Below are 15,897 nucleotides of genomic sequence, written 5' to 3'. Positions count from 1 at the left end.
TTGGAGCTTTGTTAACCTTTTGGAACCGCCGTATGCGGACCCGCATGTACGGTGGTGTGAGAGGACGGGGGCTTGCCGCCCCCTCCTACTCGATTGAATAAGCTATTAAATACGGCAGGTCGATCATAGGCACACGCAGGCACACGCGAGGAGTCATTCCGGATCTAGCCTTCGATTAATCTCAGGGTAATGCTGATGAAGGTAAGTGCGAAATAGTCATCTAATTTTGGTGAACTGCCTGTAAAGAAATGCTGAGGAAAGCTAGAAATAAGTGCCTAATATCCAACTACCCTTCATCCGGGACGGACAACAGAGCTGCTTACTCAACTATTACCCTGGCGCTCATGGCGCTGTGGCCGGAGCCGCACATAATGGCACAGGTCATTTCATATGTTCCCGCTTCCTCAGGAATGATTACCTGCGAGGAGGTTTTAGCGTCTAATCTCAGTTCAAGCTCAGGTACAAGAATCCCGTGGTTGCCGCTTTCATTTTTAAAAATGATTTTTACCGGCACACCCTTTTTCAGGTGATATTCTTCCTGGTCAAAGCTGTAGTTCGTTGCTGTAATCGTGAGCTCATCTTCCGCCGCAATAGCGTTTTCTGATGGTCCGCCTGAAATGGAGGAATTCTCCTTCCCGCTGCCGCAGGCAGATATAAAGATCAGACAGAGAATAGAAAGCAATAAGGCCGGCTTTTTAAACATGGACATCCTCCTCAGGGTAGTTTCCCTATTAGCATAGCTTACTTTTTGCTGGAAGTCTTTCATAAACCTAGAAAAAATACCGGACAGTAGAGAAACGTCGTTGTTTGTCGAATCTTGCAAATAAATGGTGCAAAGATAATTCAAATTCATTATAATAAAAGCTATTATATATCGGTTAAAAGTAGGGGATCTACATTAATATAGCAATCGATGAACAACATGCGGAGATGTGGCACCGCAGAATATTAAACGGGTACTGGGTGCTTGTCCTGTTCATGCTGGCAGCCCAGTTTATTTTTGTGCTCTCCACCCACATGCCTGAGGTAAAGTCGGCTATTCTGCCAAGTAAAGGGCATTTATTCATTGCCTGCAACATTATGATTGTGATTGCGATGATTCTTGCAGAAATGTGGCTGCGCACTGCCGTTCTGTATCAGAAGCAGGCTGTAGTCGGCTGCGGCTTCATTGTTTCCTATTTAATGTATTTTGTCCTGGAGCCGTTTGTGGACGGGGCACAGATGACCCTGATGATGCCGATTATGATATCGCTGATTTATTTTGACCGGAAACTGCTGCATGTTCTGGGGCTGTTCAGTATTGTTTTTTATGCCGGCGTTTATTTCGGGCTGGAACGCACAATGCTGGATAAGCCGGTGCTGGGGTTTGTTCTGGTGGAATGTGTGTTTATTGTATTTGTGGTCATGTCCCGCATGGCGATCATCCGCGCGCGTGAGGTCCGGGACCATCTGGAGCAGCTGACCAAGTCGGAGCAGGAGCTGATGGTGGAGCGGGCTATTTCGGATAAAATGCTCAAAATTGATGCGCTGACCGGCCTTTATAATCATAAAACCTTCCATGAATATCTGGATTCGCTGCTGGAGCAGTGTGAAAGCAACGGCCTGAATCTGCAGCTGGCCCTGTTCGATATCGATAATTTCAAGCGTGTTAATGACACTTTCGGCCACTGGGTCGGCGATCTTGTGCTCAAAGAAGTAGCGGGCCAGGTGAGGGTAATGATTGGACTGAACGATTTTGCTGCCAGATACGGCGGGGAGGAGTTCGCGGTTATTTTTACCGACAAAAATGTTCATGAAGCCTATGCGGCTGCTGAGGAGCTGCGGCTGGCAATCAGCCGGATGGAGCATTCATATGCCGGAGGAAAGCCGATTACCGTAAGTATCGGATTATGCGACTATCAGCTGGGTGACGGGAAGGAGCTCCTGTTCCGCAAAACGGATAACGCCCTCTACGCTGCCAAACACGGCGGCAAAAATGCGGTCGTGACCGCCTCCCATTCCCTTAAGGAAGAGGCCGTATACACCTGATTCACAATAAACCCCCTGTTTCCGGGTAGAGCCGGAGACAGGGGGTTTCGTTGTCTGCTTGCAGCAGGGAGTTATTTACCCGCTTCAAACGGTGTGGACACCGGCAGGAACAGATCGATGATCCCGATGACCAGTGCCGCCAGCAGGGCGCCAAGAATGGTTACACTGACTCCGCTCACGACGAACTGGGCGATCCAGATGACCAGAGCACTGACCAGGAAGCCGACAATACCGCGGCCGAACGGGGTTGCTTTTTTGCCGAAGATTCCCTCAACCACCCAGCCGATCAGCGCAATCACCAGAGCCAGAATCAGTGCGCTCCAGAACCCGCCAACCGTAAACTGCGGTACAATCCAGCCGACAACGAGCAGCACGAGGGCTGCCACCACGAAACGGACTACATGACCTAAAAATCTCACTGGAAAAACCTCCTTTGGCCTTCGCATAAGGATATGTGCAGATGTTATTGTGGCCTGAGGCCGGCTTTTCTATGCCCAAATAGCGTAAAAGGGCCGAATTAGGTATAATGTAAACATCTATGAAGGGAGCTGTGACTGTAATTGGACGACAAAATTTTGCATACGCTTGAATATCGCAAGATTTTAAATAAATTGATGCAATATACGCAGACCCCGATGGGAAGGCTTGCCGCTGAGGAGCTGAAGCCTTCAGGTGACTTTGAAGGGGTGAAAAGGCTGCTTCAGGCCACGGACGAAGCGGTCAATGTGGACCGGCTCAAAGGGATCCCTTCCTTCGGAGGAGTAAGTGATATCCGGCCTGCGCTGAAGCGCGCATCAATTGGAGGGATGCTCGGAACATCCGAGCTGCTCTCCGTGGGCAACACCATAGGTGGGGCGCGCAGAGTCAAGCGGTTCCTCGCGGCCATGCATGAGGATGAGAAGATCGAGATGCTGTACGCCTTAAGTGATCTGCTCTCCGAGCAAAAGCATGTCGAGGATGCCATCCGTGCCTGCATCGACGAGGACGCGAATATACTTGATTCGGCAAGTTCCGAGCTGGCTAATATCCGCCGGGAGCTGCGGGGCGGTGAAGCACGGATCCGCGAGAAGCTCGATTCGATGATCCGCTCGTCCTCTGTAGCCAAGATGCTCCAGGACCAGCTTGTGACGATCAGAGGTGACCGGTTCGTTATTCCGGTCAAAGCGGAATACCGCTCTCACTTTGGCGGGATTGTACATGACCAGTCCGGATCAGGAGCTACGCTGTTCATTGAGCCGGAATCCATCGTAGCGATGAACAATAAGCTGCGCGAGACCCGGCTGCGCGAGGAACGTGAAATTGAAATCATCCTCCACAGGCTGACCGACCTGGTCGGCGGTATCGCTGAGGAGATGGCCTACGATGTCGATATTCTCGGCCAGCTGGATTTCATCTTTGCCAAGGCACGGATTGCCAGGGAAATGAAGGCAACCCAGCCGCGCATGAATGACCGCGGTTACCTCAAGCTGCGCAAGGGCCGCCATCCCCTGATTCCGGCGGAGCATGTAGTACCGCTTGATGCCGAGCTGGGTAACCAGTACAGCTCGATTATCGTGACCGGTCCGAATACCGGGGGTAAGACGGTTACACTGAAGACAGTAGGGCTGCTCAGCCTGATGTCCATGTCCGGCTTGTTCATTCCGGCAGAGGAAGGCAGCCAGATGTGTGTATTCGATGCCATTTATGCGGACATCGGGGATGAGCAGAGCATTGAACAGAGCCTGAGTACCTTCTCAAGTCATATGACCAATATTATCTCCATCCTGAAGCGGATGACTCCCAAGAGCCTTATTCTTCTTGATGAGGTTGGTGCCGGAACAGACCCGGCGGAAGGCTCGGCACTGGCCATCGCCATTCTGGAGCATATCCACCGCACCGAATGCCGGATGATTGCAACAACGCACTACAGCGAGCTGAAGGCTTACGCCTATGAACGCAAGGGTGTCATCAATGCCAGCATGGAATTTGATGTGCAGACCTTAAGCCCGACTTACCGCCTGCTGATCGGGGTGCCTGGACGAAGCAACGCTTTTGCGATTGCTGAACGGCTGGGTCTGCCAGGCGCCATTCTGGAGCATGCACGCGGTGAAGTGAAGGAAGAAGATCTGCGCGTTGAGCATATGATTGCCTCCCTGGAGGAGAACCGGCTTACCGCCGAGCAGGAGCGTGAGCGGGCCGAGGTGATCCGCCGGGAAGCGGAGGAATTCCGCAAGCGGCAGCAGCTTGAGCTGGAGAAGCTGGAAAGCCAGCGCGACAAGCGGCTGGAAAAGGCCGAGAAGGATGCCAGCGCCATTCTCGACAAGGCGCGCAAGGAAGCCGAGGAGATTATCAGCGATCTGCGCCGCCTGGCCCTGGAGGAAGGGGCTTCGGTCAAGGAGCATAAGCTGATCGAAGCACGCCGCCGCCTGGATGAAGCAGAGCCGGCACCGCGCAAAAAAGCAGTATCCCGCGCTGCAAAAGCACCGCGCCAGCTGCAGCCTGGCGATGAGGTGAAGCTGCCGAGCGTGAACCAGAAGGGTTACATTGTAGAGCTGAGCGGAACCAAAGAGGCGGTTGTCCAGTTCGGAGTCATGAAAATGAAGGTCAATGTGAGCGATCTCGAGTTTCTGGCATCCGCTCCGGATCAGCCTGCGCCTGCACTCCGCCGGGCAACGACGGTCAAGCGTACGCGTGACGAGAATGTCCGCAGTGAGCTGGATCTGCGCGGAGCCAACCTTGAGGAAGCAATCATGGAAACGGACCGTTTTATTGATGAAGCTTTCCTGGGTAATCTGGGACAGATTTATATTATCCACGGCAAGGGAACCGGTGTATTGCGGACCGGAATCCAGGAGTATCTGCGTAAACATAGACATGTCAAAAGCTACCGGCTTGGAAATTACAACGAAGGCGGCGCGGGTGTAACCGTGGCTGAGCTTGAGTAGCGGGGAAGCACGGCAGAAAGAGGGGAATTATGCAAGGGGATATTGATCTTTTGCTGGATCATCCGCTGGGCGCATTGCTCGGCTATTTCACTGTAGCCATTCTGGGTCTGGTAATCTTCCTGTCCTTCTTTGAAATGGTGACCAAGTATAACTGCTGGGACGAAATCCGCAAGGGGAATCTGGCGGTGGCCATGGCTACCGGCGGCAAAATTTTCGGGATCTGTAACATTCTGCGCTTCAGCATTCAGGCGGGGGCCTCGATTTATGAGACGATGAAATGGTCGCTGGTCGGATTTTTGCTGCTGCTGCTCGCTTATTTCCTGTTTGAATTTCTCACCCCTGTTTTTTCAATTGATGATGAAATTGCCGCGGATAACCGGGCTGTCGGGTTCACAGCACTGCTGATCTCGGTCTCGCTGTCCTACGTGATTGGCGCCGCGATATCCTGACTTAGGAGTAGAACTGATGAAAATTCTGATCCGGGTACTGTTTATCTCCGCCGTAGCTTTTTTAGCAGCAGGTATTTTATATCTGGTGATTAACTGAATTTTATATGTGAGGTAAGAAGGAGACAGAAAAGATGGAAACAACTGTATGCCCATGGTGCCATACTGAAATTGTGTGGGATGAGGAGTTCGGGCCTGAAGAGACCTGCCCCCACTGCAACAATGAGCTTAGCGGCTACCGTACGATTACCGTAGGCGTGGATGATCTTGAGGATGAAGAGCCGGAAGCCGAGGAAGATGCGGAAACGGACGAGACCAGTAATGAGAATTTGTGGGAAGATGATGATACAGAAAGCGTAGTACCGATTTATAATACGCTCAGCCAGTTTGGCGAAGAGTATGACCTTCAGCAATATGAGCAGAGCGTTGCTGCGGTTCTGGCGGCGCAGCTTGAGGCGCCGGAATGCCCGCAGTGCCATGAGCTGCTGGTGCTGGCCGGCAAGCAGCCGGTAGACCAGTTTGAGCCATCTGCTTCGGAAGCGCTGGCCGGACCTGTACTCAAGGCGCCATTCTCGCTGAATCTGTACGTCTGTCCTTCCTGCTTCCATGTGCAGCAAAGTCTTGCCCAGGAAGACCGTATTCAGTTTGTGCGCAACCTGAGCAGCGGGAAATAACTTGAAATGTTTATAATCCGTCCTTCTGCCGGACAAGCTAAACCGGATTGGTTGTCCAGTCCAGACAGATGGCAGGAGGGCGTTATGTTGAAAAAAACACCAGAAAACCAGGCGGCTCTGCTGCTTGCGGTGAACGGTTTAAATTTGCTGGCCAGTGTGCTGGCGGGCACTTTTTTGAATGTGTATCTGTGGAAAGCCCGTCAGGATTATGGCATGATCGGCTGGTTTGCGTTCAGCCAGCAGGTGGCGGTGGGCCTCAGCTTCTGGCTGGCCGGTAAATGGGTCAAGGAACATAATAAAATGAATGCCCTGCGGCTGGGAATCGCCGTTTCGGGCATTTTTTATTTGCTGGTGCTGTGGACCGGTGAAGCTGCGTCAAGCTACATCTGGCCGCTGGGCCTGACGCTTGGCGTAGCCATCGGTTTATTCTGGCTGTCCTATAATATTATCTATTTCGAAATAACGGATGCACAGAACCGTGATTATTATAACGGCTGGATGGGGCTGCTTGGTTCACTGACCGGTATTGTCGGCCCGTTTCTGTCCGGCTGGCTGATCTCAAGCCTCCAGGGGCAGCGCGGATACCGGGTGGTATTCATTGTATCGCTCTGTATCTATGCGGCTGCAGCTGTGCTGAGTTTCTTTCTGAAGAAGCGAAAAAGCGAAGGAGCCTATCTGTGGCTGGAGCCGTGGAGGGAGCTGCGGCGCAGCGGCAGCGGCTGGCGGCCTGTTGCCGGCGCACTGGTGTTTCAGGGCATACGGGAAGGCGTCTTTTCCTTCCTCATCGGTCTTCTGGTTTACATTGCAGCGCAGACAGAGAGCAAGCTCGGGCAATTCGCGCTGATTACTTCCTCGGTCTCCCTGGTCAGCTATTATGCGGCCGGTAAATGGTTCAAGCCCCGCCTCCGCTCCTCAGGCATGCTTGCAGGCGGAATCCTGCTGGTGGCGGTGATCGTGCCGCTGCTCTGGAAGCTCAGCTACGGTACGCTGCTGCTCATGGGGATCGGAACTTCGCTGTTTATTCCGCTATACATGCTGCCAATGACTTCAATCAGCTTTGACCTGATGGGCGAAACGGCAGAAAGTGCGAGTAAACGGGTAGAATGGGTGGTACTCCGGGAGCTTAGCCTGATGAGCGGGCGGCTCCTGGGTATCCTGGTGTTCATCGGTGTGCTGTCAGTCAGCGGTTCAACGCAGGTTATTATTGTTCTGCTGCTTGCGCTTGGAACAGCTCCCCTGGGCAGCTGGCTTGTACTCCGCCGCAGGCTTCACCGCAGGGAGGCAAGTGATATGTCATAATGGGAGCAGAACATGCGGGAGAGGACTTATCATTAAATGGCGAGAAAAAAAAGAATCGGTTTAAGAACTAAGGTTGCTGTTATGGTGTCGGCAGTTGTGCTGCTGGTGCTGCTGATGCTTTATTTTATTTTCAGGAATCAGATTATCCCGCAGACCCGGCATGCTCTGGAGGATAAGGCATATACCATTGCCCGCACCATTGCCCTGATACCGCTGATCTCGGAGGGCCTGAACACAGGAAACAGCAGGGAAATTCAGGCCTATACCTCCAAAATAACCCGCCGCAATGATATTATGTTTGTAGTTGTCATTGATATGAACAGTATCCGTTATTCACATCCTGATGCTTCGCTGATCGGCAAACCGTTCTCCGGCGGCGGCCAGCAGGCAGCCCTGCACGGCGGGGAGAGTATCTCGGAGGGACAAGGCATGCTGGGCCGTTCCTTACGTGCCTTTGTTCCAGTGTATACGAACAGAGGCCATCAGGTAGGCGTTGTCGTTGTCGGGCTCTCGATGGAGCGGGTGCAGAAGCTGGTCAGGCAAAATGAATGGACCCTGATAGCCATCCTGCTGTCCGGTGCACTGCTAGGTGCAGGCGGAGCCTTCATTCTCGGCCTGAAGATCAAGCGTATGATCTTCGGCATGGAGCCTGCCGATATTTCACAGCTGCTGCAGGAGCGCAGCGCCATGCTGCAATCCATTCGCGAGGGCATTATTGCAGTAGACGATAAAGGTGTTATCACCATGGTCAATGTAGAAGCTGAACGGCTTCTGGCCAAAGCGGGTATTGCCGGTAACGGCAATACCCGGAAGATCAGTGTCTTCTGGCCGGAGCTGAGGCTGGAGCAGGTGCTGGCAAGCGGTGAGGCCTGGCAGGATCAGGAGCTGGAGCTTAACGGTATCACGCTGCTGGCCAGCCGGGTGCCGATCCGGGTGAACGGTGAAATTGCCGGAGCGATTGCCACCTTCCGCGATAAAACCGAGCTGGTCATGCTGGCGGAACGCTTATCCGGCATCTCCGTATATGCAGATGCGCTCCGGGCAGGTGCACATGAGTTTATGAATAAGCTGCATGTCATCATGGGCATGACGCATATGGGCCTCTATGAGGAGCTGCAGCAGTATATTTCGGGATCAGTCAGCAACTACCAGAACGAGATCGGCTCCATTACACGCCAGATCAAAGACCCGGTGATGGCCGGGTTTCTGCTGGGCAAGTTCAGCAGGGCGCGGGAGTCCGGAACGGAGCTCGCGCTGTCTGCAGACAGCTATTTACCGGAAGCTGCTGATCCGCAGACCATTCACGAGCTGATTACCGTTGCCGGCAACCTGCTGGACAATGCAATGGATGCGCTGGAAGGGCAGGCGGTCAGGGCAATTGAGCTCGCTTTTACCTATGAGAGAGGGATTCTTAGCTGTATTGTACAGGACAGCGGGCCGGGAATTCCGGAGCAGCTGCAGCAGCAGATTTATGTGCAGGGATTCTCCACTAAAGGGGAAGGCCGCGGATACGGTCTTTATCTGGTGAGCAAAAGCGTAGAGAAGCTGGGAGGCAGGCTTGAGGTCCTTTCCCGGGGTATGGATGGAACAAACGGGACGGGAACTACTTTTACCGTAGAAGTGCCGTATGCTGTAAAGGATGAGGAGAGCGTATGAACATTAGAGTGCTGATTGTTGAGGATGACCCGATGGTAGCCAAATTCAACCGCCATTATCTGGAGCAGGTCGAGGGCTTTGAGTGCGGGGGCTGGGTTACCTCGGGCGTGGAAGCTGCCAGAGAGCTTGCCGAGCAGGAGATTGATCTTGTGCTGCTGGACATCTATATGCCCGGGACGAACGGCTTGCAGCTGCTGTCCTCACTGCGTGAGCAGGGCAACACAGCTGACATTATTATCATCTCAGCGGCCAGCGACAATGCCAGCATCCGCAAAGCGCTGCAGCTGGGAGCCGTTGATTACCTGATCAAACCGTTCGAATTCGCGCGGTTCCAGGCGGCGCTGACAGCATACAAAGAGGATTACTACGCCCTGATGAAGCAGGAGGAGCCGCTCAGCCAGGAGCAGCTCGACAAGCTGCTGCGACCGCATAGCGGAACGGAAGAGGAAAAGGCTGCAGCTTTACCGTTGCCGAAGGGGCTGTCAGAGGGAACGCTCGAAAGTATCTGGAGCATCATCGGGCAGCTGGACAGCACTGTGTTCTCAACTGAGGATATAACCGCAAGAGCTCCCATTTCCCGGATTTCAGTCCGCAAGTATCTGGCTTTTCTCAAGGACGCCGGGGTTCTCGGCATGGAGATCGGCTATGGTGCGGTAGGACGGCCGGTTTATATGTACACAGTTACTCCTGCGGGGCCTGAAATTATAAGTAAATATATTAGCGGCAGTGGCCGGTAAAGTACAAAGGATCTTTTTGGGGTCCTTAGTCTTTTATGTCCGCGGATAAAGCACGGGAAATTTGTTGTGGAGCAATGGGCCGTTGTAGAGCGGTGCTGGCAGCCAATAGAGGGAAAAATCCCTCTATTGCGCCCCGGCCAGGCCGATCCGTCAGCCAGTAGAGGGAAAAATCCCTCTATTGCACCCCGGCCAGGCCGATCCGTCAGCCAGTAGAGGGAAAAATCCCACTATTGCGCCCGGGCCAGGCCGATCCGTCAGCCAATAGAGGGAAAAATCCCACTATTGCGCCCGGGCCAGGCCGATCCGGCAGCCCCAGCCAAAGCCCGCGCTGCCATACACCGCTCAGTATGACCGCTTCCTCGGGCGGCACCGCCCACCCGCGCCGTTCACTCTGCAGCCTGATGCAGCGTAACCTTAATCTTGCGGATCCGCCGCTGCCCTACCTCATGGACAGAGAAGGTATATCTGCCATATACAAATTCGGGCTTCTCATGGGAGGAAGGGATCCGGCCGATCTGGCCGATTGCGAACCCGCTGAGCGTATCGTAATCCTCCACCGGCAGTTTGGCCGTAAGCACCTGCTGCACCTCGCGCAAACTCATGGTTCCGTTGAATAAGTAGGTCTGATCGTCAAGCTGTGTATATTCTTCCTCATGCTCGTCATATTCATCGTAAATATTCCCGACAATCTCCTCCAGCAGATCCTCCATCGTCACGATTCCAGCAGTCCCGCCATACTCATCAACCACTACGGCAAAATGTACCCGGTTCTGCTGCAGCTCCTCAAACAGCTCATGTGTTTTTTTCGAAGCAGGAACGAAATAAGGACGGCGTGCTAATTCCCGCAAATTCCATGTACCGCCGCTGCCCCCGTTAACAAACCGGATCAGGTCTTTACTGTGCAGGATGCCTATAATACTGTCTATATGGCGGTCATACAGCGGGAAGCGGCTGTAGCCCTCCTTCTCGGCGGCCCGTGCGACTTCCTCCGGCGTATCCAGTACAGAAAGCGCCACAATATCGGTACGGTGAGTCATAATATCCGACACCTGCTTATTGTCAAAGTCAAAAATATTGTTAATCATCAGCTTCTCCGCAGCCTGAATAGTCCCCAGCTGTGCCCCGCTGTCAAGCATCATCCGGATTTCTTCCTCGGACACCTCCTCGTCCTTCTCATGCGGATTGACCCCGAACAGCCGGACCAGAACATTGGTAGAAGAGGTTAATAATTTTACAAAGGGTGCGGCAGCTTTGGACAGCATATTGAGCGGTGCAGCAACGAACATGGCGATGCCATCGGCTTTTTTCATGGCTACCCGTTTTGGTACAAGCTCCCCCAGCACCAGTGTGACATAAGAGAGAATCAGGGTGATGAAAACGAGGGAGACGGTATCCAGAATATTGACTGCAACGGGAACGCCGAGTGATACGAGCAGGGCAGAAAGATCCCCGGCAAAATTTTCGGCAGCAAAGGCGCTCGCCATAAACCCGGCAAGGGTAATCCCGATCTGGATCGTTGCCAGAAAACGGCTGGGCTCCTCAAGCAATCCCTGCAGGAGCTTCGCTTTGGCGTTGCCGTCCTGTGCCATCAGGCGGATTTTGTTGTCGTTCAGTGAGATTAATGCCATTTCAGATGCTGCAAAAAAGGCGTTAACAAAGATCAGCAATAAAACAACGGCTAGCTCAATCAAATCACAAGCACCTCCCGGTAATGTGAAATAACAGCCCTGACGGATATTATCCCGTATATATACTTAACCTGAATGCGCCCGGACATTCCCCTGGTTCTATTACTTACTTTAGTTACAAAACGTTTTCTTTAATTACGTAAGCTTCCAAAGACGCCCCTGCACAGCTATGATTATTGTGAAAATATGCACAAGGGGGCAACGGTTACACATGAAAAAGAAAACAGCAGCCGCTCTTCTTCTCATTCTCTCCGTTATTCTTGTTATCGCGGGATGCGGTAACGGAAACAACAGCACTAATACGGAAAATAACGCAAGCGGGAATAAGAGCACTAACAGCGCGGCAAGCGCAACGGAAGCACCAAAAGAGGCGGAAGCCGTGTCCGGGGCATCAGTTGCCAGCTACACACCACTGGATCAGTTAAAAGAGAGCTACGACATTATCATTGTCGGTGCGGGCGGCGCCGGTATGACCGCTGCGCTTGAAGCGAAGGCGAAAGGGCTGAGCCCGGTTATTTTTGAAAAAATGCCAGTTGCCGGCGGTAATACAACAAAATCCTCCTCCGGGATGAATGCTTCCGAAACCAAGTTCCAGAAGGAGCAGGGCATCGAAGACAGCAATGATCTGTTTTATGAGGAGACGCTGAAAGGCGGCCATGACACCAATAACACAGAAATGCTCCGTTTCTTCGTCGACAATTCCGCTGCGGCCATTGACTGGCTGGATTCGATCGGCATCCGTCTGAACAATATTACCATTACCGGCGGCATGAACGAGAAACGCACACACCGTCCGGAAGACGGCTCGGCCATCGGCCAGTACCTGGTCAAAGGGCTGGTGCAGAATGTTCAGGAGCAGGGGATTCCGCTGTTCGTGAACGCAGATGTGAAGGAAATTACCCAGCAGGACGGCAAAGTGAGCGGTGTGAAGGTGCTGTTCAACCAGGCGGATGAAAAAGCCATTGCAGGTAAAGCAGTCGTTGTAACAACAGGCGGCTTTGGCTCCAACATGGATATGATTACCGAAGTAAGACCGGATCTTGAGGGTTATGTTACCACTAACCAGATCGGCAGCACCGGCGACGGCATCAAAATGATTCTGGCGATGGGGGGTACCACCGTTGATATGGATCAGATCCAGGTCCACCCGACTGTACAGCAGGAAAAGTCTTATCTGATCGGTGAAGCAGTCCGCGGGGAAGGCGGTCTGCTTGTGTCAAGCGAAGGCACACGGTTCACTAATGAGCTGGATACTCGTGATAAAGTAACAGCAGCCATTAACGGACTTCCTGAAAAAGCGGCGTATCTGGTCTTCGATTCCGGCGTGAAGTCCCGCGTCAAAGCCATTGAGCAGTATGAGAAAATGGGCTTTGTCCTCCAGGGTGATTCGGTACAGGCTCTGGCTGAGGCGATGCAGGTCCCTGCCGACAAGCTGCAGAAGACAGTAGACACCTGGAACAGCGCTGTGGCAAGCAAGCAGGATGCCGAATTCGGCAGAACGACAGGGATGGACAATGATCTGTCCGCCGCACCGTTTTATGCTATCAAAATTGCTCCGGGGATTCACTACACCATGGGCGGCGTAAAAATCAATACGAATACCGAAGTGCTGAATAAAGACGGCCAGCAGATCCCCGGCCTGTTCGCAGCAGGTGAAGTTACAGGCGGTCTGCACGGCCAGAACCGCATCGGCGGAAACTCTGTTGCCGAAATTATTATCTTCGGACGTCAGGCCGGCATCAAATCTGCAGAATTCGTACAGGCGCAGTAAGGGCTTCAGCTTTCTCCACCGGCATCTTCGCACAGATAAAATCAAACAGCAGGAGCTCTTGCCCATACGGGCAGGACTCCTGCTGTTTTTTGTGCCCGGAACCTGCCTCAAAAGCTTCGGTGCAGCTAAGCCTCCACAGCAGGAGCAGGCGACGGCTTGGCGCTTCGTGTTAGCGAGAACAGCTCCAGCTCAGGGCGTTCACGGCCTGCCAGCGTATCAGCCAGCAAATCAGCCGCAATCATGCTGTATACCGTGCCGTTGCCGCCGTAGCCTTCAATGAAATAGCAGTGCGGGTATTCCGGATGAGGACCTATTAACGGGAGTCCGTCCCGCGTGGTGCCAAACACAGCGCCCCAGGCATATTCCGCCTCCACGCCCTTAACCTCCGGAAACAGCGCTTCAACCTCCTCCAGCAGCTGCCGGCACTGAGAGAGCACCCTCACCTCACGCCGCTCCGGATCGGTAAGCTGTTCATCCTTGCCTCCGGCAATAATGCAGCCCTCAGGAGTGGTCCGGAAATAAAGATAGGGCCGCGCCGTTTCCCAGAGCAGGCTCTGCTCGTGCCATTTAGGAAGCTTGGCCAGCGGACGGGTCTTGATGGCATACGTGTTGATCAGCTCCGCACCCCGGTCCTTTTTCATCTCCTGTGTCTCATAGCCCATGGAGAATATCACCTTTTTGGCAAAAATGCTGCCCCGGTCTGTATAACAGGTAACCCCGTCAGCATGGTACTCATAACGGATGGCACGGGTATGCTCATATATGCGGACACCGCCGGAATGCGCCTTGTGAATCAGACTATGGACCGTGCGGAACGGGTTCGTCTCGGCATCACCCTTGGAATATAGAGCTGCCGGTTTGGAGAAGGAATAGTGTTCCCTAACCTTGTCTGCCCCCCAAAATTCCGAATGAAACCCGTGGGCGGTAAGCGTTTCGTGCTCCTGCCGGAGCAGCGGGACATCCTCTGGCGTGCTTGCATAGAGCAGGCTGCTGCGGGGAATGATTTGGGGATCAATATCAAGCTTCCCGGGCAGGTCCAGAATGTTATCCAGAGCTTCCTTGCATAATTTATAGAATAAGACACCGTTTGCTTCCCCGAAGGTATTGATGCAGGCGGTCAAAGATTTGTCATTGGCAATCTGCAGCAGGCCCGTATTGGCGTGGGAGCTGCCGCCGGCGATTTCCCGCTTATCGATCAGGACTGCAGAAGCTCCGCTTAACGAGAGTCTATAGGCCATCATGGCTCCGCCCATGCCTCCTCCGACGATCAGGCAGTCGCAGGATAAATCGCCCTCCAATGAAGGATACGATGGACGGTCTTTAAAAGTGGATTCCCAGGGCAGCTGTCCGCTGTTAAGTTTCATGTGTATCTCTCCTTAATGAGATTCCGCTAGAGTAGTATTGTCTGTTTTGGTTGCCCTGATACTAGGGATCAAGAACCTTTTTATGCTTGCGGGTAAACTGGTAAGTTGCAGGAGCTACATAAACCATAGGCAGCAGCGGCATAATAAGGACTGCTTGTACATTAAGAAGGAGGGAATTACGAAAATGCACTCAACCCAAATGCAGGCGTTAAGCGGCAAAGAACTGGAATACATCGCCGACTCCATTTCCAATGAAGATCTGCTTATCAAGCAGCTGGCTGCAACCGCAGGCACAACCCAGAACCCGACGGTCCAGCAGATCTGCGTCCAGCAGATTCAGAGCCACAGCCAGCACATGAATTCGCTGATCCAGCTGATGCAGCAGCATCAGCAATATGCGCCGACACAGCCGCAATAATGAATGGGCTTCTTTTAGCCAACAATCCATATACAACAAACAGGAGGTAATGCTAGTGTACGCTCAAAACGGAACCGCATTTATGGCAGACGAGGATTTGCTGAATACTGTTCTTGCGGATTTAAAGCGCACGGTGCGCGAATATACGACCGCTGCAACCGAATCGAATTGTCCGACTGTGCGCCGGGTGTTCAATGATCTGACCATGGATACCCTCCGTCTGCAGGGGGATCTGTATACCCAAATGTCACAGCTGAACATGTATACTACACCGGGAAAAGCGCTGCGTCAGGATGTGGACAAGCAGATCCAGACCGCTCATCAGACGCAGGTGAAATGCCAGCAGTTTGTACAGCAGAAAATAGGCGGCGCCGGAGCATATAATCAGGCTGCGGGAGTACCGGTGCATCAGCCGAACGTGCAGAATCACAACCCATACTATATGTAAACCTGCCGAGCAGGCGGTGAAGCACAGTATACACCGGTTGTCTCGATTGATTCCGTAACCGAATTTTCCGTCCGTCCGAAATTCTTTCGGTGGACGGTTTTTTTATTTACATTACATATGTTTAACTTGTACTGCACTTTGCAATATAATAATTACATAGCAAAGCTAAAAGGAGATTCTCATGACAGGTTTTAGAGTCGGGGAGGGGAAAATGAAAATATTACCCGATTTTTCTGATTGGATAGAGTTACCTGACGCTGCAGTTTCCGGGGTGACAAGGAAGATTTGGCTTACAAAAAAAACCGAAAGCGGAATCCAAAGAGGTTTGTTTAAGTTTGGAGATGGGGTGTGCTTATTAAGCCGTTTATTGAAATTCAATCCACTCAATTCGAAGTTATATTAAATGAATTTAAAGGAATTATTCCGGATTCAATATTAAGCTGT

General features: G+C 52.6%; 15 protein-coding genes. 11 read left to right on the top strand and 4 right to left on the bottom strand.

Annotated elements, in window-relative coordinates:
- Positions 1–319: 319 nt before the first annotated feature.
- The gene (locus tag M2108_RS25095; RefSeq protein ID WP_277472129.1) at positions 320–703 is read right to left on the bottom strand and encodes a cupredoxin domain-containing protein; all 384 of its coding nucleotides are present in this window, start codon (positions 701–703) and stop codon (positions 320–322) included.
- A 227-nt stretch (positions 704–930) separates the two neighbouring features.
- Between M2108_RS25095 and M2108_RS25090 the strand changes: the two genes are divergently transcribed.
- Positions 931–2,028, top strand: coding sequence for a GGDEF domain-containing protein (locus tag M2108_RS25090; protein ID WP_277472128.1), 1,098 nt, complete (start codon positions 931–933; stop codon positions 2,026–2,028).
- A gap of 71 nt (positions 2,029–2,099) precedes the next feature.
- Here the strand turns inward: M2108_RS25090 and M2108_RS25085 are convergent, their stop codons facing one another.
- Positions 2,100–2,447, bottom strand: coding sequence for a phage holin family protein (locus M2108_RS25085; protein ID WP_277472127.1), 348 nt, complete (start codon positions 2,445–2,447; stop codon positions 2,100–2,102).
- A 141-nt stretch (positions 2,448–2,588) separates the two neighbouring features.
- Between M2108_RS25085 and M2108_RS25080 the strand changes: the two genes are divergently transcribed.
- The 6 genes from M2108_RS25080 (at position 2,589) to M2108_RS25055 (ending at position 9,764) form a co-directional block, all read left to right on the top strand.
- Positions 2,589–4,952 (top strand): endonuclease MutS2, encoded by a 2,364-nt coding sequence (locus M2108_RS25080; protein WP_277472126.1) that lies wholly within the window; start codon positions 2,589–2,591, stop codon positions 4,950–4,952.
- 29 nt (positions 4,953–4,981) lie between these two features.
- The gene (locus tag M2108_RS25075) at positions 4,982–5,401 is read left to right on the top strand and encodes a DUF350 domain-containing protein (RefSeq protein ID WP_221802612.1); all 420 of its coding nucleotides are present in this window, start codon (positions 4,982–4,984) and stop codon (positions 5,399–5,401) included.
- A gap of 131 nt (positions 5,402–5,532) precedes the next feature.
- Positions 5,533–6,072: a hypothetical protein gene (locus M2108_RS25070; RefSeq protein ID WP_277472125.1), complete on the top strand. Its 540-nt coding sequence runs from the start codon at positions 5,533–5,535 to the stop codon at positions 6,070–6,072.
- A gap of 87 nt (positions 6,073–6,159) precedes the next feature.
- Positions 6,160–7,371 carry an MFS transporter gene (locus M2108_RS25065; RefSeq protein ID WP_277472124.1) on the top strand — a complete coding sequence of 404 codons (1,212 nt, stop codon included), beginning with the start codon at positions 6,160–6,162 and terminating at the stop codon, positions 7,369–7,371.
- Between the two features lie 36 nt (positions 7,372–7,407).
- A complete protein-coding gene (gene dcuS / locus M2108_RS25060) occupies positions 7,408–9,027 on the top strand; it encodes a DcuS/MalK family sensor histidine kinase (RefSeq protein WP_277472123.1) in 1,620 nt (539 codons plus the stop codon).
- Positions 9,024–9,764, top strand: a complete 741-nt coding sequence (locus tag M2108_RS25055) for a response regulator (RefSeq protein ID WP_277472122.1) — start codon at positions 9,024–9,026, stop codon at positions 9,762–9,764. Before dcuS ends, M2108_RS25055 begins: the two co-directional genes overlap by 4 nt.
- Before the next feature lie 386 nt (positions 9,765–10,150).
- Here M2108_RS25055 and M2108_RS25050 read toward each other — a convergent pair whose 3' ends face one another.
- The gene (locus M2108_RS25050; RefSeq protein WP_277472121.1) at positions 10,151–11,455 is read right to left on the bottom strand and encodes a hemolysin family protein; all 1,305 of its coding nucleotides are present in this window, start codon (positions 11,453–11,455) and stop codon (positions 10,151–10,153) included.
- Between the two features lie 208 nt (positions 11,456–11,663).
- Between M2108_RS25050 and M2108_RS25045 the strand changes: the two genes are divergently transcribed.
- Positions 11,664–13,223 (top strand): flavocytochrome c, encoded by a 1,560-nt coding sequence (locus M2108_RS25045; protein WP_277472120.1) that lies wholly within the window; start codon positions 11,664–11,666, stop codon positions 13,221–13,223.
- Between the two features lie 125 nt (positions 13,224–13,348).
- Here M2108_RS25045 and M2108_RS25040 read toward each other — a convergent pair whose 3' ends face one another.
- A complete protein-coding gene (locus M2108_RS25040) occupies positions 13,349–14,587 on the bottom strand; it encodes an NAD(P)/FAD-dependent oxidoreductase (protein ID WP_277472119.1) in 1,239 nt (412 codons plus the stop codon).
- A 184-nt stretch (positions 14,588–14,771) separates the two neighbouring features.
- Here M2108_RS25040 and M2108_RS25035 point away from each other — a divergent pair, with 184 nt between their 5' ends.
- The 3 genes from M2108_RS25035 (at position 14,772) to M2108_RS25025 (ending at position 15,856) form a co-directional block, all read left to right on the top strand.
- The gene (locus M2108_RS25035; RefSeq protein WP_277472118.1) at positions 14,772–15,005 is read left to right on the top strand and encodes a hypothetical protein; all 234 of its coding nucleotides are present in this window, start codon (positions 14,772–14,774) and stop codon (positions 15,003–15,005) included.
- A gap of 55 nt (positions 15,006–15,060) precedes the next feature.
- Complete coding sequence (locus M2108_RS25030) at positions 15,061–15,453, top strand: spore coat protein (RefSeq protein WP_277472117.1); 393 nt, start codon at positions 15,061–15,063, stop codon at positions 15,451–15,453.
- A gap of 181 nt (positions 15,454–15,634) precedes the next feature.
- A complete protein-coding gene (locus M2108_RS25025) occupies positions 15,635–15,856 on the top strand; it encodes a hypothetical protein (protein WP_277472116.1) in 222 nt (73 codons plus the stop codon).
- Positions 15,857–15,897: the final 41 nt, after the last annotated feature.

Origin of the sequence: Paenibacillus sp. PastM-3 (genome assembly GCF_029893965.1) — a bacterium.
In the GTDB taxonomy this organism is placed as follows: Bacteria; Bacillota; Bacilli; order Paenibacillales; family Paenibacillaceae; genus Paenibacillus_AQ.
This window is presented reverse-complemented; position numbering and strand designations above follow the sequence as displayed.